At 39.6% G+C, this 21,735-nt stretch carries 20 protein-coding genes; 11 read left to right on the plus strand and 9 right to left on the minus strand.

The features are described from left to right. Positions 1-75: 75 nt before the first annotated feature. Together T3H97_RS11790 and T3H97_RS11795 are read left to right on the plus strand one after the other, a co-directional pair. Positions 76-528 (plus strand): MarR family winged helix-turn-helix transcriptional regulator, encoded by a 453-nt coding sequence (locus T3H97_RS11790; RefSeq protein ID WP_328802623.1) that lies wholly within the window; start codon positions 76-78, stop codon positions 526-528. Between the two features lie 63 nt (positions 529-591). Continuing rightward, entirely contained in the window at positions 592-1,713 is a 1,122-nt protein-coding gene (locus T3H97_RS11795; RefSeq protein WP_328802624.1) for an alpha/beta hydrolase, read from the plus strand. Between the two features lie 183 nt (positions 1,714-1,896). Here the strand turns inward: T3H97_RS11795 and T3H97_RS11800 are convergent, their stop codons facing one another. Next, positions 1,897-2,115: a helix-turn-helix domain-containing protein gene (locus T3H97_RS11800; RefSeq protein WP_025718959.1), complete on the minus strand. Its 219-nt coding sequence runs from the start codon at positions 2,113-2,115 to the stop codon at positions 1,897-1,899. 114 nt (positions 2,116-2,229) lie between these two features. On the opposite strand from T3H97_RS11800, the gene T3H97_RS11805 reads away from it, so the two are divergent. Continuing rightward, positions 2,230-2,508 (plus strand): DUF6809 family protein, encoded by a 279-nt coding sequence (locus tag T3H97_RS11805; protein WP_025718958.1) that lies wholly within the window; start codon positions 2,230-2,232, stop codon positions 2,506-2,508. An 88-nt stretch (positions 2,509-2,596) separates the two neighbouring features. Here the strand turns inward: T3H97_RS11805 and T3H97_RS11810 are convergent, their stop codons facing one another. Further along, positions 2,597-2,815 (minus strand): helix-turn-helix domain-containing protein, encoded by a 219-nt coding sequence (locus T3H97_RS11810; protein WP_328802625.1) that lies wholly within the window; start codon positions 2,813-2,815, stop codon positions 2,597-2,599. Positions 2,816-3,525: 710 nt separating this feature from the next. Between T3H97_RS11810 and T3H97_RS11815 the strand changes: the two genes are divergently transcribed. Continuing rightward, on the plus strand, positions 3,526-6,693 hold the full coding sequence (locus tag T3H97_RS11815) for a tetratricopeptide repeat protein (RefSeq protein ID WP_328802626.1): 3,168 nt from the start codon (positions 3,526-3,528) through the stop codon (positions 6,691-6,693). Positions 6,694-7,181: 488 nt separating this feature from the next. On the opposite strand, the gene T3H97_RS11820 is transcribed toward T3H97_RS11815, so the two are convergent. Continuing rightward, positions 7,182-8,294: an alpha/beta fold hydrolase gene (locus T3H97_RS11820; RefSeq protein WP_103047554.1), complete on the minus strand. Its 1,113-nt coding sequence runs from the start codon at positions 8,292-8,294 to the stop codon at positions 7,182-7,184. A 146-nt stretch (positions 8,295-8,440) separates the two neighbouring features. On the opposite strand from T3H97_RS11820, the gene T3H97_RS11825 reads away from it, so the two are divergent. After that, entirely contained in the window at positions 8,441-9,016 is a 576-nt protein-coding gene (locus T3H97_RS11825) for a TetR/AcrR family transcriptional regulator (RefSeq protein ID WP_328802627.1), read from the plus strand. Between the two features lie 142 nt (positions 9,017-9,158). On the opposite strand, the gene T3H97_RS11830 is transcribed toward T3H97_RS11825, so the two are convergent. From T3H97_RS11830 to clpP, 3 genes are read right to left on the minus strand one after another with little or no spacing between them, the layout of a single operon-like run. Further along, positions 9,159-9,824: an MBL fold metallo-hydrolase gene (locus T3H97_RS11830; protein ID WP_328802628.1), complete on the minus strand. Its 666-nt coding sequence runs from the start codon at positions 9,822-9,824 to the stop codon at positions 9,159-9,161. Positions 9,825-9,872: 48 nt separating this feature from the next. Continuing rightward, positions 9,873-10,079 carry a hypothetical protein gene (locus T3H97_RS11835; protein WP_328802629.1) on the minus strand — a complete coding sequence of 69 codons (207 nt, stop codon included), beginning with the start codon at positions 10,077-10,079 and terminating at the stop codon, positions 9,873-9,875. A 59-nt stretch (positions 10,080-10,138) separates the two neighbouring features. Continuing rightward, positions 10,139-10,723, minus strand: coding sequence for an ATP-dependent Clp endopeptidase proteolytic subunit ClpP (gene clpP / locus T3H97_RS11840; RefSeq protein WP_328802630.1), 585 nt, complete (start codon positions 10,721-10,723; stop codon positions 10,139-10,141). Positions 10,724-10,923: 200 nt separating this feature from the next. Between clpP and T3H97_RS11845 the strand changes: the two genes are divergently transcribed. Together T3H97_RS11845 and T3H97_RS11850 are read left to right on the plus strand one after the other, a co-directional pair. Then, on the plus strand, positions 10,924-11,649 hold the full coding sequence (locus T3H97_RS11845; protein ID WP_328802631.1) for an RNA polymerase sigma factor: 726 nt from the start codon (positions 10,924-10,926) through the stop codon (positions 11,647-11,649). 153 nt (positions 11,650-11,802) lie between these two features. Next, a complete protein-coding gene (locus T3H97_RS11850; RefSeq protein WP_328802632.1) occupies positions 11,803-12,078 on the plus strand; it encodes a hypothetical protein in 276 nt (91 codons plus the stop codon). Positions 12,079-12,205: 127 nt separating this feature from the next. Here the strand turns inward: T3H97_RS11850 and T3H97_RS11855 are convergent, their stop codons facing one another. From T3H97_RS11855 to T3H97_RS11865, 3 genes are all read right to left on the minus strand, one after another. Then, positions 12,206-12,736 (minus strand): DUF4303 domain-containing protein, encoded by a 531-nt coding sequence (locus T3H97_RS11855; RefSeq protein WP_328802633.1) that lies wholly within the window; start codon positions 12,734-12,736, stop codon positions 12,206-12,208. Between the two features lie 687 nt (positions 12,737-13,423). After that, positions 13,424-14,170, minus strand: coding sequence for a type I methionyl aminopeptidase (map, locus tag T3H97_RS11860; protein WP_328802634.1), 747 nt, complete (start codon positions 14,168-14,170; stop codon positions 13,424-13,426). A 26-nt stretch (positions 14,171-14,196) separates the two neighbouring features. Further along, entirely contained in the window at positions 14,197-14,919 is a 723-nt protein-coding gene (locus tag T3H97_RS11865) for a TetR/AcrR family transcriptional regulator (protein ID WP_328802635.1), read from the minus strand. A gap of 400 nt (positions 14,920-15,319) precedes the next feature. On the opposite strand from T3H97_RS11865, the gene T3H97_RS11870 reads away from it, so the two are divergent. The 4 genes from T3H97_RS11870 to T3H97_RS11885 all read left to right on the plus strand — a co-directional run bounded on the left by T3H97_RS11870 (position 15,320) and on the right by T3H97_RS11885 (position 21,726). Beyond that, positions 15,320-15,592, plus strand: coding sequence for a CD3324 family protein (locus T3H97_RS11870; RefSeq protein ID WP_160790939.1), 273 nt, complete (start codon positions 15,320-15,322; stop codon positions 15,590-15,592). A 461-nt stretch (positions 15,593-16,053) separates the two neighbouring features. Further along, positions 16,054-17,058: an alpha/beta hydrolase gene (locus T3H97_RS11875; RefSeq protein ID WP_328802636.1), complete on the plus strand. Its 1,005-nt coding sequence runs from the start codon at positions 16,054-16,056 to the stop codon at positions 17,056-17,058. A gap of 202 nt (positions 17,059-17,260) precedes the next feature. Further along, entirely contained in the window at positions 17,261-19,327 is a 2,067-nt protein-coding gene (locus tag T3H97_RS11880) for a thioredoxin domain-containing protein (RefSeq protein WP_328802637.1), read from the plus strand. 398 nt (positions 19,328-19,725) lie between these two features. Next, a complete protein-coding gene (locus T3H97_RS11885) occupies positions 19,726-21,726 on the plus strand; it encodes a methyl-accepting chemotaxis protein (RefSeq protein ID WP_328802638.1) in 2,001 nt (666 codons plus the stop codon). Positions 21,727-21,735 lie beyond the last annotated feature (9 nt).

Consider the following 21,735-nt stretch of genomic DNA (forward strand, 5'->3'; position numbering starts at 1 on the left):
GGGGTGATCTACAGGTCGCAAGAGATAATAAATGCAAGCATTCAAAAAAACATGTTGAAAAAATGGAGGTGCAAAATGAGAATTTTAAAAGGAAGATCTGTTTTTTTATCAGCATCAATAGATGCATTGCTGGCTAGAATAGTTTCAAGAAAACACAGGGAATCTGAGGTTGATACTTTAACAGCAACACAAGCAAGGATTTTGTTTTATCTTTGGACAAAAGACGAAATACCTATACATGAAATCTCAAGGATTACCAATCTTCAAAAGTCAACTTTAACGAGTATATTAACTAAGTTGGAAAAAGCAGGACATATCAGTTTTATGCCTTGCCAAACAGACAAACGGAAAACAATAGTTAAAGTAGTGAATAGAAATGAAAATCTAGTGGAATTGAACAAAAAAATTATTGATGAAGTCGGAGAGATTTTTTACAAGGGATTTAGCGAGGATGAAATAGCATTGTATCAAAGTTTCTTAATAAGAACTTTAGATAACCTGATAGAATGCGAGAATGAAAAAAAGTGAGAATCCTAATTCAGATCAAATGATTCCAGACCAGTATCAATAATATATTCAAGGAGAGAGAGTATGAATAAAAAACTAAGAATTGTATCCTTCGCACTTTTAGCAACATTGGTTTTTGCCACACAAAAGGAAAGTTTCGCAGCAGCTGAAAGTCCTCCTACAGATGTTATTAGTATGGCTCCTACTTATAAAGATGTGGTGTATGCAACCGTAACTAATGACGATGGAAAGAAAAAAGAGTTAAAAATGAACATCTTCAAGCCGGAGGGTGTAACCGAAGCAACTCCTGTCTTGGTGTATATTCATGGAGGAGGATGGCTTATAGGGGACTATCAGGGCGATGATGCTCCTAAAGATGCAAAAAAGGAAACAGCCGCACCACCAAATCGACCAGCACAAATGACAGGTAGAGCCACAGATCAAGTGGCTACAGATTCAGCATACCAAGTTTTTAAAAAAGTATTAGAGGATAAAATCACTTTCGTTTCCATAGATTATCGGCTAAGTGGCGAAGCTATTTTCCCGGCTCCAATGTATGATGTTAAGGGCAGTATCAGATATCTGCGTGCACATGCCAAGGAATACGGTATTGATCCAGAAAAAATTGCAGTTGCAGGAAATTCTGCAGGTGGACATCTGGCTACCGAACTCGCTGTTACCAGTGATATAAAAGAGCTTGAAGGTGATGTTGGGGGCAATCTTGAGTATTCAAGCAAAGTAATGGCTGCAGTTGATTTTTACGGTCCAACAGATATGTTTACCATGGGACCTGAGATGGACCCAACCCTGCAATCTCCTGAGGAGGCAGCCGAAACACATGACTCTCCACGAGCAGCTGAAGCCAAACTTCTTGGATTTGATAAAGAAGGACAAGGTGTGGCAGTCCTGAGAGATATTCGGGATAAAAAACAAACCAATTCTCCTTATTGGGAAAAAGTAAAGTTGGCAGAATTGGCAAGTCCTATAAATTATGTATCTTCAGATGATCCACCAATGTTTATTGCACATGGAGGACGTGACAGTTTAGTATCTATTCAACAAAGTTGGAGACTTAGAGATGCTCTTAACCATACTGGAGTAGAAAATATTTTTATGTCTAACTCTAAAGCACCTCACGGAGGCCAGGGTGAAGATGTCAATAATGCAGCTATAACTTGGGTAACAAAAAAATTGCTTAATAAATGAGCTATTCTAAATATTCATGTTATTTTATTAAAAAAAGGGAGCCCCATTTATGGCGGTTCCCTTACCCATTGGATATCAAGATGAAATTGTTGCTTGAACGGAAGATGCCGACCGAACAATAGGATCAGATAATTTTGTAGCGGAAAATGCTCATATGTGAGATGTCATGATGATTTTAGAACTCTATCCTGAGGGGTAGGGCTTTTTTTGGTTTGTTCTATTTAATAAATAGTCTGTGCTTGTTTGGTGGAAATTGGCCAGTCTAATTAAAATCTCCGTTGGAATGTCTATATCACCGCGTTCATAGTTGCTGTATATCCGCTGGCTACAATTCAGATACTCGGCCATTTGAGTTTGAGTTAAATCTTTATCTTCGCGCAAATCTCGAATCCGTTGATACATCTTGTTCACCTCTAAACAAGAATATCTTAGCGAAATAATCGCTATTGATTTTTAGCGAATATTTCGCTAAAATTAGTCAGAGGGTTAATAATACATATCAAGAAGGAGTAGATCATGAGTATCTTGGAGAACTTTTATTACGGAAAATGTAACCCAAGTGAACGAATTAAATCGAAAGACACTGAGTTCGAACTGGTCTCTCAGAGAATAGCCGATGCTGAGGAAGTCCTCAAAACAAAATTGCCAGAACAGGATTACAAATTAATTGAAGAACTTTCGGATTTACATGATGTTTTAATTTCCTTATTGTCCGCTTCAGCTTATATTGAGGGTTATAAAATGGGAGCATTAATGATGATCGAAGTATTTGACGGGAAAGAAGGTTTAATATAGGCGGTTCAGAAGAATGAGTAGTCGATTATAAAAAATTTTGAAAGGTAGCTCCTTCATGCGGAGTTACCTTTTTTATTTCTAAAAGGAGCTAACTTGCTGGGTAAGGCTCTTTTTGTTTCGTTCTGTTTAACAAGTAATCTGTGCTTGTGTTATGGAAATCAGCTAGTTTGATTAAAATCCTCGTAGGAATATCAACATCACCGCGTTCGTAATTGCTATATATTCGCTGACTACAATTCAAATATTCAGCTATTTGAGTTTGAGTCAAATCTCTATCTTCACGCAAATCTCGGATTCTTTGGTACATTTTCTCACCTCCAAACCAAGAATATCCCAGCGAAATAATCGTTATTTATTATTAGCGAATATTTCGCTATTTAGTCGAAGGATTTCATTAAGGTTTAGAGTATGAAAGACGTGAACGAGATGATTACGTGCTTCGTTTGGTGAGCAATTTATGAATGAAACTATGTGGTGATGGGGTAAAGCACTTTTAACGAGTATGATCTTGAAAATAATACGAAGTATATGCCAGAATATTATGAGTTTCGAATGTGCTGACATATATCAGTTCGGATATATGTTTGTGTTACTTAATTATTTGCATATTAAACATTTTGGGGAGTAATTCTTAGAAAAGTTCTAAAACTTGGAGGATTTTTATGTACTATAATTAAGATATTCAGAACGTTTTTTCAATTTTATAAACTCATACTATCTTTGTATATATTAAATAAATCTTAAAACGGAAAGTAGCATTGCCCCATTACAACGAAGAATGTGTTCAATAGAAAAGCCAAGAAAAACTCAGCGTGTTTGCTTCAACATGTACATAATCTAATGAACTACTCTACTAGGAGTGAGGAAGCGGTTAATACAGTAAGAAAAGAACAAGTCTATTCTCTAAACCATGGGGAATAGCCTAACATTAAAGGTTCACATCTAAGTGTTATTGTTGATGCAATAGGTAGTGTACAATATGAAGATAATTATATTGAATTTGAAGGTGGGTTAAAAATGAAAAGTAGTACGGATAAAATGATAATCAGAAAATTATTTCAAAATAAAGTTTACTTATCGGATGGACAAAGTTATGAAGATTTGTTTTCAAAAATTATGATTTATTCAAATAAAAATTTTAGACCTGTAAGACCGCAAGGTTCGAAAAGAGATAAAAAAAACGATGGTTATGATGACGTGAAGGGATTTTATTATCAAGTATATGCCCCTGAGAATCTTGAATCTAAAATAAAATTTAGTATAAAAAAACTCTACCAAGATTTCGAAGGACTATATAAAAATTGGGAAAATTTAAAAAGATTTTATTATGTATTGAATGATAAATATAAAGCAACATATCCAGATATTGAACTTGCGTTAAAAGATATTGAGGCTACATACCAAGTAGAATGCAAACCATTCCTTGCTAAGGACCTAGAGGAAATTTTTATTAATTTAGAAGAAGATCAAATTAAAATGATAATTGGGGACTATTCTAACGATTACTCGGTTGTATACGAATCTGAATTTAAATATATTAGGCTACATAAAAATAAAAACTTTATTGGTAGAGTTGATTATATAAATGCCATTAGTGATTTTTTATTAAATAAAAATGGAGTAAATACAATCGTAATTAAAGGTTTAGCTGGAAAAGGAAAGACACAAATTGCCTTAGAGTATACATTTCAATATCAACATAATTATTCTATTATTTTGTGGATTAATGCAGAAAGTAAGGAAACAATTGATGCCGATTTCTCAGAAATCTACTATAGGCTAGGATTCCCATCAGATGAGGTACAAATAGAAGATAAAGTCAATAAAATTAAACTTTTTTTAGAGAAAAGTAATTCATATAAATATAGATGGTTGCTAGTTTTTGATAATGCTACAGATGAGGATATTACTTGTGAATATATTCCGATAAATGGTAACGGAGATGTTATTATCACCTCTCAAAGTGATCATTGGTTCAATATCGACTTATCCATAGTATTAGATGAGTTATCTGAAGATGAATCATTCGATTTATTGAGATGTTATACCTTAGTTAATGATGAAGATGAGGCCCTACAAGAACTCTCTCATGAGCTAGGTCACTTACCACTTGCTTTAGTTCAAGCGGGTTCTTATATAAGAATGGCTAAGTCAACAGTTAAGAGATATTTGGAAAACTTTAAAATTGAAAAAAATAGAAAGTATCTACTATCTACTTCTAGCCCTATCGGAAAGAAAAGTATGTCAATAGACTATGATTTTGTAATATCTACGGTTTGGAAAAAGACTTTTAATACTATACAAGAATGTGCTCCACTTGCAGGAAAAGTTATACAATGGCTCGCTTTTATATCAACATCCATGTTTCCTATTGAACAACTAAGATTGTTAATTGACTTTATAGGAAAAGATTCACAATATGAGGATAGTGCAGGTACAGTTATAGGTTGGCTAACAAATTTTTCATTAATAACTTTACATGGTGAGGGGATAACTATTCATACGCTTGTTCAGTTGGTAACTCGCGATGAATTGGAAATTAATGATAAACATTACATATTAGGAGAGCTTTCAAGGGGATTGCTTTTCTGCTGTCGATATACACACAATGATAATAAAAAATATCTAGAAGAAACTAATTTATTAATACCACATTATTATAAAGTTGCTGGTTTCCTAGAAAACGAGGAGGCTTTTATCAACACTTATATAGAATTATTATTTATATGCGGGAAATTCCTTTCTCGAGAGAATGTAATGTTTAAGGAAGCTATAGATACATTAAATAAATCAGTATATTTAATGGAGCAGATGATAAATGAAATGAAAGTTATTCAAAAGTATGATGTTAGATTTTCTATTTTTTTATCAATTATTTATAACGAGCTTGCTTATGCATATGAACAACAAGGTCATTTAAATAAGTCTATTGAGCTCTATCAAAAATCCTTATATTTAGGTCAAGATATTTATGGACATAACGCGCTTGACTTAGTAAACAGCTATAATAATTTAGCGGTTAACTATAACCATTTGGGAAAAAACTATGAGGCTTATAAATACTTTCGAAAATGCATAGAAATATATAATGCAAATAATGTTGATGAGAAAATTATATTAACTATATATAATAATATCGGATCTACTTTAACGGCATTAGGTAAATATGACGAAGCAAGTAAAGTAATTACTTGGACTATTGAAAGAACAAAGGAAATTTATGGAGATAATTATTATGGGCTTTCAAATTTGTATAATAATTATGCAGACATTTTACAGAAATTTGATCATTATGATAACGCCATTAAATATTACAAGGAATCTTTAAGAATTTCTGAACATAGATATTTAGATAGAAATCCTCACAAAGAAACTGTTCTGAATAACATAGGATTAATTTTAATTAAAATGTTTAAAATAGACGAAGCAATGACATTTTTTAATGAAGCTTTAGAAACTATACTTAGTATCTATGGCGAAAACCATCTTAGTATCGCTAAGACATACAGTAATATTGGATTAGCCTACATGGAGATTAATGATTTTGAGATTGCAAAAGATTTCTTTATAAAATCCGTCATTATTGGAGAAATAGTTTATCTGGAACCTCACCCAGAAATGGCAAAATTTCTAAATAATTTAGGATGGGCCCATTTAGAGCTAAATGAGTTAGAAGAAGCAGAGGATTCGCTACGAAAATCAATCGAAATCAAACTTCATATATATGATTCTGAAGAGTATCCGGACTTTGCTACTACCTATATTAACTTGGGTAAAGTGTTTTTTGAAAAAGGTTTGGTAAATCCAATTTATTATAAAGAAGCTAGGTTGTATTATGAGAAAGGGCTTAGGATAGATACAATAATATACGGAGAGTTGAGTGTAGAAGTAGCAATTGATTGTATTAACTATGCTGGATTACTAACGCGTGTTAATGAAAAGAATACAGCAATAAAATATTATTCGAAAGCATTGAGAATATGTCAGAAAAAGTTCGGTGAAACTCATCCCCGTGTTGGTGAAATATTTTTTTATATAGGCAGTACTTATTTTACTCTTAAAGAATATAAACAAACAAAAGTAAATCTCGAAAGTGCAGTTGTTGTTTTGGAGAATTATTTAGACAATGAAAATTTATTTAAAATTCACCAAAATGCAGTATTGATTTTGAATAAATTGATGTAAGATTATAAAAACGTGATTTAATTTATATAAATATTTATTTTTCAATGCATTAAATAATAAATATTTCCATCAGTTGAATACAAAAAATAAAAGTTGTCATATCTCAAAATGAAAGAGGTGAGCTCATGACAACGAATCAATTAGTTAAGGGAAAGTGATCACACCAGCTCTAACTCGCGTAGACCGACTCCATTATCGGATGAAGTTTTTTGAGATCGACAAGCGCGATAAAGTAAAATGTCCATAAAAGTACTAAATTATCTAAAGCAATGCGGGCCACATGATTTTAGAGACTTTTCAAAAGAAATATGGATCAACTGTTTTAACAAAATTATGGACCTTTTCCTTGAGTAACGGGAAAAATTAATTGAACTTAACCGACCCCATAATTGGAGTCGGTTTTTACTTGCTTGGAAAAATAACGCTTAAACTATGAAACTACTACTATTGATGAACATGTTGCGGATGAACACTATATTTTGTAGCTGTTATAGGAATTTCTTCATTTCATTAAAGGCTAATTCCCTGTGACCTGCTTGGCAGTGTTGTTCACCACCTGTTTCTTTAGTAAATACTTTGGTTGTAATGGACGCAGTATTGATTAATTCTTGTTGGATTTGTGCGAGTCGGCTAATAGGTACGTATTGATCATCTTCTCCAGCTAATAAAAGAACATCTTGATTAATGAATGCCCCTATGCCTTGCATCGTGTGCTTTTCGAAATTTTTAATGAGATCAAAAGGCGTTGCTTCACCGGTGTTTTCCATCCCTTTGGTAATCTTCCAATGCAAATCAATATTGTGAGTCATCATCTGTTCGAATAATGAATTCACTTGATCTACTTCATTACGATCGACTAGCTGCATTATGCTCTGATACGTTTCTTCTGGCATGCCCATTTTTAAGGCGTCTAAACCACAATAGAAAATGTTAAAAGCAACTACTTTATCGATTCTCTTTTCGAAGGCTGCCGCACGCATAGCTAAATACCCTCCCCAAGAAGCACCTACGAGACTTACACGATCTAATTTGAAATAATCAATCACCGTTGATATGGGCTTTTCCCAGTTATGAATGAATTTTAGACCGTTTTTTAATGCAGTTCCTTGGCCTGGACCATCAAATACAATAATATTGTAATGAATTCCCTTCATGAATTTCATCATTTTAAGCATCTCTTCCATGTAAGAATCATAGCCACCAAAGACAAGTAATGTTTTCGTAGCTCCAGGCGCCAACAATTTTACAGCAGGAAGATAGGAATCTTCATAGGGAATCTTGTAGGATTCATAATCAAAATCATGAAAGCCTTTATAGAATGTTTCTCTATATTTTTGATACATTTTTTCTTTATTGGGGTCTGTAGTTGCAAGATAAAATTCTGCAGCTTGATAGTAGACTGAGGCTAAGTCAAAGTCCTTGCTGTCTTCGCGTTTCTTTGCAAAATTGAGCCAAGCTTCATACCAGCTATGGGTGTCTTTTAATTTCGGAATCATTTTTTCCAAGTCAGCTTGTGCTCGATCATCTTCTTGATAATAATCATTGATAAAACGATTAATTTGAAGATTGAATTGTTCATTATTGACATATGATTTAAACATATATTTTCCTCCTTCAATTTGGGTATGTGCTTACTATAGAGTATAGTTACTACATAAAAAATAATTAGTATCGCATAATCTGTAAGATATCTTATATGTTATATATGAAGTGTTCGAAAACTTACACATAAGGAGCAAGTGGTTAAATGAATGAAGATATCAGAATTTATAAAACAAAAATAGCTATTGAGCGAGCTTTAATAGAATTACTCCAACAACATGATTTTAAAGATATTACGATCAAAAAAATTTGTGATCAATCTCTTATCGGACGTTCTACTTTTTATAGTCATTATTTGGATAAGTACGACTTGCTAGAAAAAATAGTTAAACAGTATGCTTCTGATTTTAAAGTTGAAATTGAGCAGCGTTTTGATCCCATCGAAGATGGCAAGGTGGCAAATGCCATAGAACTTGTAACCGATAAAATGATTAAAAATAAGCTCGAAATTTCAACATTGTTAGCCGTTCATGAAGTAACAGCAGATCTACGTAAGGAATTTGAACAAATTTTGTTTAGGACTTGCTTAGATTATTTAAAGCAACAGAATTCTTCAACTTCGATCGCATTGGAGTATTTAGCAGAACTATATGCTGCTAACTCAATGATGTCTATTCAGTGGGTTTTAAAAAATGGAAAAGATGCTAACATCATTCTTCTTTTAGATCAAATGCAAGAATATATTTTTAATCAGTTAAAGTCTGATCCATATACAAGTTAGCACGCGTGGATTATGGGTTGCAGGAATAAGCTTTAAAGAAGGGGTCGAAGGGAGGAAACAGTAGAAGAATTGAAGCACTGGTTCAATTCTTCTACGCTAACAACATCGTTTCACCAAAAGGTAGCTTGCTGGAACTTTAACTTTATAATCCTTGGGTAAGTTCTAATATCTGATCATTAACATGTACATTACTTAATCCCCCGTGATAACAAACTACGGATGCAATGTCGAGATCCAAATACTTTTTCATTGAGAGATGAGCTGCTTTTATATCGGGTGTGGTTGGGACATGAATTCCCGCGAGAATCCCATTTACACTGTACATCGAATCCCCGGCAATAAGAGTCTTACTTTGCCTTAAATAAAGGCTGATATGACCAGGGGTATGCCCAGGCGTATGGATGACGCGAATTCTGCCGCAAAACGCCAGTTCGTGACCATCTATTAAGGTAGCGTCCACTTTGCCCTTCGGGGGGTTCTCAAGGTGACCATCTTTTAAAAGAGGGATCTCCCCCTGAATATACGGCTTATCCAGTTCGTGTGCATAGACTTTAATATGACTGCCACACTCCTGCAAAATCTCAGGAAGACTTCCTATATGATCCACATCTTGATGCGTCAAAATCACAGCTTTTAGTTGGTCAAACGACACGCCTACCTTTTCCATAGCCACGCGTAAATCTTCAATTTGCCCGGGAAATCCTGTATCTATTAATACAGCCATTTCTCGATCCCACAAAAGAATAGGGTGAATCCTATTCCCATGAAAATCTAGCTGAAGCATTTCTACTCCCTGTGAAATTTCCATAATATCGGGCCTCCGTACAATGTAATTGCCACCCATGCTAAAATAGGTTCATGGGGCGAATCCAACTCTGTAGCGTTGCCGTTCCTTAATGTCAATGGATACGGTGCGAATGGATGTAATAGGAATAACAAGCGTCTGATATTGCGTAAGGTATTTAACGAACTTGTCGTCAATCTGATCCAATATCCCGTCGCATATATTTGTCCCATCTATAAAATGAATAGTTATTTCCTTGCCTTGTAAGCTTGCTAACATGATATCACCTCGTATTATTTCTTGAAGTTTCTTGCAGATCATTAGGTTTTGAGCATACTCTACAAAGAAGTTATCACTTGATCAATAACACCATATTCCAGTGCCTCCTGAGCGGACATGTAAAAATCCCGGTCCATATCTTTTTCGACTTTTTCATAAGATTGCCCGGTCCGTTCAGCTGTGATACGGGTTGCCTTTTCACGAGTCCATAAAATTCGTTTTGCGCTGATTGCAATATCGCTGGCCTGACCTTGTGCGCCGCCGTGCGGCTGATGGATCATGATTTCACTGTTCGGCAACGCCGAACGTTTCCCTTTGGCGCCCGCCAGCAAAAGGATCGCACCAAACGAAGCAGCAAATCCAGTACATATCGTGTGCACATCGGGTTTGATGTACTGCATCGTATCATAAATGGCAAATCCTGCGGAAGTAGAGCCACCCGGGCTGTTGATATACATGTAAATTTCTTTTTCCGGATCTTCTGCCGCCAAGAACAATAATTGAGCAATAATACTGTTAGCCAAATGATCATCGATGGCTGCCCCGACAAACACAATACGATCCTTTAATAGTCTGGAATAGATATCGTACGATCTTTCACCTTGAGCAGTTTGCTCGACAACATAAGGCACATAAACACTCATTTTTTATACCCCCAATTTCCTGTTTCCAGTTGATTTCTCCTTGTAAACGAACCGAGGCCGTAAAAAGATACGGAGGCTTTAATGGGAAGACGATTTGCGTAAATGGTGTAACTTTTACAACCACTTGTTCGTTTACATTGGAGGTTGCAAATGGCTTTGCTCTAGGAAAGGGCAGAATAAGACCGTGGAGGAGAGGACCTATGCGCATAGATGATTCTATACAAATGACAGATAATATAATAAACATCGAGAACTTGGAGGAATTACAGGCGGTCCTGAAACGTTACTGTCTGTCGCTTACGAAATCAACTTGGGATGCGGAAGAACTGGCTCAGGACACTTGGATCAAAGCATTAGGTAAGTTAAATAGCTTCGAGCATACTAATCCCAAAGCGCTTTTGCTACGAATTGCTAAGAACATCTGGATTGATGATATACGGAGAAAAGCAGTCTACACTCGAATATTGAATAGGGAACAAGCGAAAGTAACTGTACCGGATCATGGATCTTTTGAAATCGAGATAGCGTTGCAGTCCTTAATGAAACATTTATCTCCGCTTCAGAGAACTGTTTTTTTGCTGCGAGATGTGTTTGGATATTCGATTAGCGAGACATCCGACATGCTCGAAACAACGGAGGGAGCGGTAAAAGTTGCACTCCACCGGGCACGAAAATCGCTTGAAGCAGTCAGGGAGGATCTCCTCAAAGGAGAGCTAGCCTTACCGGAAAGCGAAGACTCGAAAACTTTTCTGAGAGCGATGACGGTGGCATATCAGGTGGGAGATATTGCTGCAATGGTTATGCTCTCTAATCAGGATATAGTGGAGGCGGATGTGGTGATCGGAATCGTCAATCATAAGCTGCACCGGAGTCTCGCTTTAGTAAAACAAACGGCTTCCTATACCATGAGTATGATAGCGGCGTAGTTTGCGAAGAGAAATACGGGGCTGATCATAGTGGTTGTTTCTGATGAAACAAGTTCCCGGTCATTCCAATTTACAGCTCTTAGCTTGGAATAAAATGAAGTATATTAAAGAAGATAGCGGAAGGGGAAGGTTCAAATAGCTGAATTAGAAAATTTGTTAGAAGATAAGAACCCCATAGTCTTATATCATGCAATGACACGGATAGGAAAAGAAGGCCTCCGTACAGAGAAAATGATAAAAAAATTAAGTGAATTATCATTAAAAAGGGAGCCCCAAGATAAACTATTAGGTCATTATAAGGTGGGAGACCTAGCAATAGCGACTTTGATAAAACTTGGAGAAAAGAAAGAAGAAATATCTGGATTTAGATTTTTAGATGATTTTGAAAAAAAGATGGTTTTCCAATTATTTGAAGAAGTTGAATGGTGAGAATTCCCGTTCATCTGGATGAATACATTTAATTTAAACTTATTTCAACTCGAACCATGAGGAGAAATAAGTTTTTTCATACCTAATGGAGATAAACCAAATGAATAGGAAACGTATCAACGCAATTTTATTGATAACGATGCAAGAAGTCATCAACTAATTTGGCGTTTGTCATCTGAATTACGGACTGATTTTCCAGTTTTTCGGCCATATCATCATCCGTCATGGATACGAAAAAAATTATATCTTCTTTGGATTGGCCGAATTGATCAAAAAGTACATCGTCTGTTTCCTTAACTACCTTGGCCATAATTTTTATCATTTCATCTTTATAGTCCAATACATTTTCGGTTGCATACAGAAATTTGCTGATATGATTGAAGTGTGTTGTATCGCCATATTGATATTCACAAAATCCCCATCTATAATAATTTTCATCTTCCTTGCTGTTGCACAGGCCTTGGGCCTTCATGTTTGTGATATGTCTAACAAGTGATTCCTCCGTATTAACAGCAAGAAACAAGGTGACAAAATCGCTGTCTGTCCCAAAAGCACAACCGTAAACCTTCTCTTTCTTCACTTCTTCCAGTATGCTTTTAAGATCATCCAAAAATCCTGCCCTAAATCTTTCCTCAAATTCATTTAGAAAATTGTTCATCTGGTTCATATACTCCTTTATGAGTTTTATGCTTGATTATATTTTACATTATGAGCACGACTTGTTTAAGAAAAGTTATTATAATTGTTAGATCAGTGTGTAGAGATATTGGTACTAGTTTTAATGACCAAAAATATATGTCGCATAATACGTCTACCATCTGAAATATTTTTATTTCGGAGGGAAACAATATGTATAAGGAAGAAAGACTGCCTTAAAACGCAAAAGAAGGTATAATATTTTTATTGATTATTTCAATTATTTCAGTAAACACGATCGCCCCAATTATTGTGGGATTGGAACGAGGCTTTAGTAAAGAAAACTATTTAGAAACGCTAAAGATTATTCCGTTTATGTGGATTATCCTTGTTTTGTTAGTAAGATTTTGGATTGAGCTACTGGTTGCTCAGCCAATAGCAAGATTTACAATGAAAAAAATACACGCAAGACAGGCTACCAAACAGAGAGTGTAAATCCGTAACACGATACCAAAGGCATAATAAAAAACCGTATAACAACGTGGTTTTTCGTAAATCGGTAAAGTTACAAACCATGTAAAAAAGCGTTGGTCCCAAGCTGGAACCAACGCTTTTTCGCGTTTCGGATTACGAACTTCGTCAGGCCAAGCAGGCCGGGGTGGCGACTTATTTCCTAAAATGGCGCATTGCCGTCCGTTCGCCTCTATGCTTACTGGGCCGTTAAAATCAGTGGTCCGTCCGACGTAACTGCGATCGTATGCTCATATTGCGCCGACAACCTGCCGTCGGCCGTTCTAGCCGTCCACTGATCGTCGTCGATCGTGATACGGAACGTACCTTCGTTGAGCATCGGTTCAATCGTGAACACCATGCCTTCCTTTAATCGAATGCCTTTGCCGGCTACGCCGATATGCTCGTAGCTCGGCTCCTCGTGCAGGCTCCGCCCGATCCCGTGCGCCAGCAGATCGCGTACGACCGAAAACCCGTTCGATTCCGCATGCTGTTGAATCGCCGACGTTATGTCGCCGAGCCGGCCCCCCGGGAGTGCCCGGGCGATCCCCAGATCCAAGCATTCCTTTGTCACCTTCATTAATTTTTGCGCTTCCGGCCGGATATTGCCCACCGCATAGCACCAGCACGAATCGCCGAACCATCCGCCGTATTCCACGACGATGTCGAGCTTCAGCAAGTCGCCGTCCATAAGCGCCTGGTTCGAAGGAATGCCGTGGGCCACCACATCGTTGACCGAAATGCAGGTTTCGGCGGGGAAACCGTTGTACCCTTTCGTAAACTGCTTGCCGCCCAGCTTGGTGATGTGTCTGGCAACAAAGTCATTGATTTCCCGGGTGGTGATCCCAGGCTCGATCAGTTTGGCCACCTCGCGGTAGCAGTCCGCAACGATTTGGCTCGCCGGCTTCATCTCTTCGATTTCCCTAGGTGATTTTAGAATGATCATCTTTGTCTATTCGCTCCTTATCAATTCTATAATTTTAAAAACCGGGCGATATCCATGGCCTCCTCGTGCAGCTTTCCGCGGCGAATCGAAAGCGAGGCGCAGCCGACCAAGGCGGCCAGCAACATTTCCGCGCGCTGTAGCCGATACGGCGGCTCCGCCGCGTTTCCGCCGGAAGCGGCAGTCCCGTCCGCCGCACGACCGGTTTCCAGCAGCGCGGCCAGCGGCGCGAGCACTTCCCGGCGAAAGGCGGCCGAGAGTGGGGCCGAGCGCGCTTCAGGCAGCGAGGCAAAGCCCTCACCGGCCAGCTTATGCAGCAGGTACAAGGCGTGGTCCTCCGCCCAAAGCTGCAGTAGCCGAATGCCGGCGGCGGCTACGGGGCCAAGCTCTGTGGCAACGGCCGTTTCGCGGCTTCCGCTTTGGGAATCCGCGGCAGCCGAGTTCCCGGTGTCCGCAGCAGTAGCCAAGCCGAAATGCCCGCCCGCTGGCGCCTCCCCCGAAGCCGAAGCGCGCGGGGCCTCCAGCCATCCCCCGGACCGCTCCAACGCGTCCCATAGCAGATCGTGGAGCAAATTGCCCTTATTACTGTAATAATGGTATACCGTGCCATAGCCGAGTCCCGCCTGCACGGCCACATCGCGGATTTCCAGTAAAGGCCCTTTATTCAAAAACACATCGGCAGCGGCTTTCCGGATTTGCGCCAGACGCCGCAACCGGATCTCTTCGTTTTGTTCCTTCGTGCGTGGAGACATCTCGTCCGTTCACCTCTTTTATTTTTGACCTACTCTTATGTCAATATAAAACATTGGCTTGCGAATAACAAGAGTCGGGCAAACAAAAGTCCTGGCAACACCTCATAAACGAATGAAGATCAGTTATATACCAGCTCAATTTTAATGGTTAGATTGTACTGATATCATTTAGCTGGTCCCAGGTGAGCAGAAGTTATGCTATACTTGCGAGGTAAAAGGGGGTGCCTACTGATGGAGAATCTATTGGGATTGTCTGTGACTTCTTACACTCATGCAAAGCCAATTATTAGGAAAGCGTTACTTTGTATGGGGCGAAAAAATTTTTAACGCTGAACAAGCTTTTTTAATATTTTTGGCTTTGCACCTTATTTTAAAGAATCAAAATAAGGGGCGAACAAAATTGAAATATACGAATGCTACAAAAGTTTTACCTCAAAAACTAATTATGGAAATTCAAAAATATGTTCAAGGAGAGACTCTGTATATTCCTAAGCCAAAAACGGAATATATGGATTGGGGCAGTTTGAGTGGGGGGAGAAGGTTGCTTGAACAGCGAAATGCCGCAATCAGAAATGCTTTTCAAAATAGCAGTAGTATCGAGCAATTAGCTAAGGAGTTTTTCCTCTCTACCGAAACTATTAAGAAAATTGTGTATTCACATAAAAATACCTAGTTTGCAAAGTGGCGTGGTACTCTACCCGCATAAATGAATTTAATTTTGGCTTCATGACGTGGTGAGCTTAGGGCGTGATCGGATGATCGCTGTGAACGACCAATCCGTCACGTCTTTTTTATTTGGCATAAGGTTTGATGTGTGTTTGCATTACCTCCCACATCCAGATTCCGAAATACGTTTTTGGCATTTCATTTTCTCTCTTGAACTTTTTACATACCGTTCTTGATCCCAAAATTCCGCTCACCCTCCCTCGATGATCCAACAGAACCATTCTATTTCAAAGGCTGCACTTCATTTTTTCATTATTGTTTTTATGCCAAAAATGATTCTAAATCGTTGTTTTCATTTATAAAGCTTATTTTTATCTTTAAAATATGAATATAAACGACAGCAACAATTGAAGGGAAAAATGTATTGATTAATTGTCTTTAAAACAAGAAAGTGAGGAAACGATTGCTATGGGAGAGCAAAAAAGTAGAAGTAGACATCTGATTGATCCAGAAATTATCAGTGCAGTTGATTTAATACCAACAACCGAACTTACCGAATCTACACTTATGGAAGCACGTAAAAATCAATCTCAAATGATGCAACAAATAGATGTAACGCAGATGTTCCCTATTACATTAGAAAAAAAGGTTGTGCCAAGTTACTTTAGTGGTCCAGATATTCAAATAGAAATCATTAAGCCCAAACATTCAAAGCATCATAAGATGCCTCTATATTATTCGATACACGGAGGCGGGATGGTCTTAGGAAGTCCAGTCGTGGATCGTCCTGCTAATGCATCTCTTGCTGCACAACATGGTTTCTGTTGTGTATCTGTGTACTATCGACTAGCACCAGAGCATGTGCAGCCAAGTCAGTTACAGGATTGTTATTCGGGCCTAAAATGGTGTATTGAACATGCGGAAGAGTTAGGGATAGATACTCAGAAAGTTGCCGTAGGGGGCAGCAGCGCTGGCGGCGGTTTGGCGGCTGGCCTAGCCTTGTACATTCGTGATCAGAAGGAATTCAAAATCCATCATCTAAGATTGATGAGGCCAATGCTAGATGATCGCACAAGTACCGCACCAGAGCATCCATACGCAGGAGAGTTTATTTGGACAAAACAAAGTAATTATTTTGGCTGGAAATCTGTATTGGGGGAAGAACCGGGTCAAGAGGAGGTAAATGAGTATTATGCGCCGGCCCGTGCTAAGTCATTGGCGGGGTTACCACCGACTTATATAAATATAGGTACCATTGATTTATTCATTGATGAAGCCTTGGTTTTTGCAAAACAACTGGCTTTTGATGGAGTCTTAGTGGAATTACATGTCTATCCCGGGTACCATCATATGTCTCCTGCGTTTCCAGATGCACATTTTTCAAAAGAAGGGGCAAGAACAAGTGAATACGCCTTACTGAAAGCTCTGGAGATCTTTGATATAAATTCTAATGAGTATAATGCTAAACGCTAATAAGGTCCGTCTGCAATAAATAAAGCACTGATGAAGAATATCCATCAGTGCTTTTTCATACCTACTTATGATCTGAATAAACAATTTATTGATAGATACGGTTGAGAGTCATTATCTTTTTTTATTCCTTCCGATTTTTACCACCCATTTAGGGTAAAATAGTACCAAGCATAAAATCCAACTACGGAAGTGGTGATGTCCCATGACAACGAGCAGCAAACCGAATAGACTAGCCAAGGAAAAATCACCGTATTTGCTACAGCATGCTCACAATCCGGTAAATTGGTTCCCTTGGTCAGATGAGGCTTTTGAAATTGCTAAACGTGATAACAAGCCTATTTTCTTATCTGTCGGCTATTCCACTTGCCATTGGTGCCATGTAATGGGGAGAGAATCTTTCGAGGATGAAGAAGTGGCTGAGGTATTAAACCGGGATTACGTATCCATTAAGGTGGATCGTGAAGAACGTCTGGATGTGGATCATATCTATATGTCCATCTGCCAGACGATGACGGGGCATGGAGGCTGGCCACTGACGATATTGATGACGCCGGATCAGAAGCCTTTTTTTGCGGGGACCTATTTGCCCAAGGAGCAGAAGTTTGGCCGTGTCGGACTGTTGGAGCTGTTGGACAAGGTGGGTACCCGGTGGAAAGAACGGCCTGAAGAGCTGGTGGAGCTGAGTGAGCAGGTGCTTACCGAGCATGAGCGGCAGGACTTGCTTGCAGGTTATCGCGGTGAGCTGGATGAACAGAGCTTGAATAAAGCTTTCCATGAATACAGCCACACCTTCGATAAGGAATATGGCGGCTTCGGGGAAGCTCCTAAGTTTCCGTCTCCGCATAACCTGTCTTTTTTGCTGCGATATGCACAGCATACGGGGAATCAACAGGCACTGGAAATGGCAGAGAAGACCCTGGATGCGATGTCCCGGGGCGGAATCTACGACCATATAGGCATGGGGTTCTCACGATACTCCGTGGACGAGAAATGGTTGGTGCCGCATTTTGAAAAAATGCTGTATGACAATGCTCTGTTGGCCATCGCGTATACAGAGGCTTGGCAGGTGACAGGCAAGGAACTGTACCGACGAATTACAGAACAAATCTTTACATATATCGCTAGAGACATGACGGATGCAGGTGGTGCCTTTTATTCGGCGGAGGATGCGGATTCCGAAGGAGAAGAGGGGAGATTTTACGTCTGGGACGACTCTGAGGTAAGGGCTGTACTAGGCGATGAGAGTGCCGCCTTTTTCAACGATTTGTATGGGATTACACCTTACGGAAATTTTGAAGGCCACAACATTCCAAACCTGATTGATATCAATCTGGAAGCCTATGGGATCAAACATGACTTGACTGAGCAGGAACTGGAACAGCGGGTTAGTGAGCTACGCGCCAAGCTGTTTGCTGCCAGAGAGCAGCGGGTTCATCCTCATAAGGATGACAAGATTTTGACCTCGTGGAACGGGTTGATGATTGCTGCACTGGCGAAGGCGGGACAAGCTTTTGGAGACACGAGATATACAGAGCAAGCTCAGAAAGCTGAGACGTTTTTGTGGAACCATTTGAGACAGGAGAACGGACGGCTGTTGGCACGTTATCGGGACGGAGAAGCAGCTTATCCCGGTTATGTAGATGATTATGCTTTTTATGTGTGGGGCTTGATCGAGCTATACCAGGCGACCTTCGATATAGAGTATCTGCAACGGGCGTTGACGCTCAATCAAAATATGATCGACTTGTTCTGGGATGAGGAACGGGACGGATTATTCTTTTATGGGTCAGATAGTGAGCAGCTAATTGCCAAGCCTAAAGAAATCTATGACGGTGCGATTCCGTCGGGTAACAGCATCGCGGCCTATAATTTTGTGAGGCTTGCGCGGCTAACGGGTGAATCTCGATTAGAGAACTATGCAGCCAAGCAGTTTAAGGCCTTTGGCGGTATGGTTGCTCATTACCCGTCAGGCCACTCCGCGTTGCTCAGCGCGTTGTTGTATGCGACGGGAACGACGAAGGAGATTGTGATTGTAGGTCATAGGGACGATCCGCAGACCGTACAGTTCATTCAGGCGGTTCGAGCTGGGTTCAGGCCGAATACGGTCGTTATTTTGAAGGATGAAGGACAGTCGGAGATTGCAGAGACGGTTTCTTATATCCGTGATTACGATCTTGTGGAAGGCAAACCAGCCGTATATGTGTGTGAGCATTTTACCTGTCAGGCACCTGTTACCAGGCTTGAAGATCTGAAGGTGTTGTTGGATTGAACTGAATAAAGCGATCAACCTAATCCCCTTGGGGGTAGTAAGCATATGGTGATTTTCGAAAATGACCCTATGTTTGCTACCTTCAAGGGGATTATTTTCATGTTAAGAGGTAGGTATAGTGAGATGAAACTAACATTTTTTTAACATATGCTACGCATTTTTTTTAATATTTTTTAGGTATATTATATCAAAGAACCGGTTCCGATCAGCCTTGCTGTTTTCGAAAATAAGTACATATACCTATTTAACTAGCGTGTTTATATCTTTTATGTCTAAGCGTTTTAGCAGCAGATGTGAAAAATGTGAAAGAGAGTCTGTCGGGTGATTGTCATCATCGGCAAGACGAAGAGGTTCACCATAGGTTGGAAATCCAGATAATGAAATGGAGATGTTAATTAATGAAGAAGTTATCGGGAAAAAAGTGGCTAGTCGCAAGGATGCTCAGCAAAAATTTTAAAACGAAGCTAATGGTCGCCTTTATTGCATTTCTGATTTTACCGTCCATGATCGTGGGGGCTTTGTCGTTTGTGAGCGCCAGTCAGCAGATTCGAAACCAGATTGAAGAAAGTGCCGAGCAGGCTATCATCCGCACTAATTATATTATTGACAGTACTATTGAGCCCAAGGTACATGACGCAGAATATTTTGCAGAAAGACTAAAAGGCAATCGGGTACAGACGGAGGAACAAGCGGCGAATTTGGAAGAATTCTTTAAGCAATATATTGCACTCCATCCTGAAACAGAATCCATTTATTATGGTACGAAAGACGGTAAATTTACAACCTATCCGCAGAAGCAATTACCGGATAATTATGATCCACGGATCAGACCCTGGTACGATAAAGCGATAAAGGAACAAGCAAAGACAGCGATTAGTTCTCCCTATCTTTCGGCAAGCTCAAAGCAAATGACGGTTACGGTTTCTAAGGCAACATCAGATGGATCGGGTGTTATTGGCATTGACCTGAGAATTAGTGGTATTAAAGAGACGTTGAACAATATTAAAGTAGGTCATGAAGGTTATGCCATATTGCTGGACAGCAATCATACTTACATTGTTCATCCGACAAAGGAAGCAGGCACCAAAATTACAGATATTGAATCACGCATGTTTCAGAGCGACACTGGTGAATACGAGTATGAGTATGAAGGTCAGCCCAAATATATGAACTATGCGACTAACAAGCTGACTGGCTGGAAGATAGGCGGAACGCTGTATTTGTCTGAAGTCGATGAAGCAGCAGGGCCGATTTTGATCAGCACTTTACTAACCATCGTCGGTTGTCTTGTGATCGGTATTATCATCGTTTATTTCCTGATCCGTTCCATCATCAAACCGATTTTAAAGTTAAAAGAACAAGCGGTAAATGTGAGCGCAGGAGATCTGACACAGGACATTCAAGTAAAGAGCGAGGACGAGATCGGAGAATTAGGAGTGGCTTTTCAAAATATGCAGAATAACTTGCGATCAGTCATTCAGAACGTAGGGAACAGTGCAGATCATGTCGCAATTTCTTCGAATGAACTCACAATAAGCGCGGAACAAACCAGTGCTGCAAGTGAGCAGGTGTCCCAGGCTGTGCAAGAAATAGCCAGTGGTGCAGAAAAGCAGACTACAGGGCTAGAAAATAATTCAGTGGCACTGGATGAAATTGCGCAAGGAATCACCCAAATCGCTGAACGCTCGATTTCGGTAGCCGATTTGGCCAAACGATCTGCCTTGCAAGCCGAGGAAGGACGAAAGTCTGTTGAGAAGACAGGTGAGCAAATGAATTCCATTCATCAATCAGTAGAGCGTTCCAACCAGATGATTCAAACCTTGCAAGCTCGCTCTCATGAAATCGGTGAAATCACGAAGGTTATCGGCGATATCTCCAATCAGACAAACCTGCTGGCCTTGAATGCAGCTATTGAGGCAGCCAGAGCGGGTGATCATGGAAAAGGCTTTGCCGTCGTTGCTGATGAGGTGCGCAAGCTGGCAGAGCAGTCTCAGACATCCGCCACTCAGATTGCCACCTTGATTGCCGAAATTCAGCATGAAACTGAAACAACAGTGAAGACGATGGACAAGGTTACGACTGAGGTGCAGGATGGACTGCAGATTTCCAAAGCAACCATTGTCAAGCTGGGCCATGCGATGGAAGGCATTCGAGAGACAACGCCTCAGGTAGAGGAGGTCGCAGCGATTGCACAGCAAATATCAGCCAGTGTACAAGAGATTGCAGCGACAGCCAACGAACTGGCGACGATTGCAACCGGTAATGCCGCCACATCTGAGGAAGTTGCCGCCTCCTCACAAGAGCAGCTGGCTTCCATGGAGGAAATATCAGCTTCTGCACAGTTGCTTTCAACCATGGCTACTGATTTGAAGGTGATGATCAGTCGTTTCAAATATTAAAACGAGCTT

This window comes from Paenibacillus sp. LX16, from assembly GCF_036252815.1.
Lineage (GTDB): Bacteria > Bacillota > Bacilli > Paenibacillales > Paenibacillaceae > Paenibacillus > Paenibacillus polymyxa_B.

Bases quoted from the DNA above. Each gene is read 5' to 3' on its own strand.
- T3H97_RS11790 (WP_328802623.1), top strand. From the start codon at position 76: ATGAGAATTTTAAAAGGAAGATCTGTTTTTTTATCAGCATCAATAGAT.
- T3H97_RS11795 (WP_328802624.1), top strand. From the start codon at position 592: ATGAATAAAAAACTAAGAATTGTATCCTTCGCACTTTTAGCAACATTG.
- T3H97_RS11800 (WP_025718959.1), bottom strand. From the start codon at position 2,115: ATGTATCAACGGATTCGAGATTTGCGCGAAGATAAAGATTTAACTCAA.
- T3H97_RS11805 (WP_025718958.1), top strand. From the start codon at position 2,230: ATGAGTATCTTGGAGAACTTTTATTACGGAAAATGTAACCCAAGTGAA.
- T3H97_RS11810 (WP_328802625.1), bottom strand. From the start codon at position 2,815: ATGTACCAAAGAATCCGAGATTTGCGTGAAGATAGAGATTTGACTCAA.
- T3H97_RS11815 (WP_328802626.1), top strand. From the start codon at position 3,526: ATGAAAAGTAGTACGGATAAAATGATAATCAGAAAATTATTTCAAAAT.
- T3H97_RS11820 (WP_103047554.1), bottom strand. From the start codon at position 8,294: ATGTTTAAATCATATGTCAATAATGAACAATTCAATCTTCAAATTAAT.
- T3H97_RS11825 (WP_328802627.1), top strand. From the start codon at position 8,441: ATGAATGAAGATATCAGAATTTATAAAACAAAAATAGCTATTGAGCGA.
- T3H97_RS11830 (WP_328802628.1), bottom strand. From the start codon at position 9,824: ATGGAAATTTCACAGGGAGTAGAAATGCTTCAGCTAGATTTTCATGGG.
- T3H97_RS11835 (WP_328802629.1), bottom strand. From the start codon at position 10,079: ATGTTAGCAAGCTTACAAGGCAAGGAAATAACTATTCATTTTATAGAT.
- clpP (WP_328802630.1), bottom strand. From the start codon at position 10,723: ATGAGTGTTTATGTGCCTTATGTTGTCGAGCAAACTGCTCAAGGTGAA.
- T3H97_RS11845 (WP_328802631.1), top strand. From the start codon at position 10,924: ATGCGCATAGATGATTCTATACAAATGACAGATAATATAATAAACATC.
- T3H97_RS11855 (WP_328802633.1), bottom strand. From the start codon at position 12,736: ATGAACAATTTTCTAAATGAATTTGAGGAAAGATTTAGGGCAGGATTT.
- map (WP_328802634.1), bottom strand. From the start codon at position 14,170: ATGATCATTCTAAAATCACCTAGGGAAATCGAAGAGATGAAGCCGGCG.
- T3H97_RS11865 (WP_328802635.1), bottom strand. From the start codon at position 14,919: ATGTCTCCACGCACGAAGGAACAAAACGAAGAGATCCGGTTGCGGCGT.
- T3H97_RS11875 (WP_328802636.1), top strand. From the start codon at position 16,054: ATGGGAGAGCAAAAAAGTAGAAGTAGACATCTGATTGATCCAGAAATT.
- T3H97_RS11880 (WP_328802637.1), top strand. From the start codon at position 17,261: ATGACAACGAGCAGCAAACCGAATAGACTAGCCAAGGAAAAATCACCG.
- T3H97_RS11885 (WP_328802638.1), top strand. From the start codon at position 19,726: ATGAAGAAGTTATCGGGAAAAAAGTGGCTAGTCGCAAGGATGCTCAGC.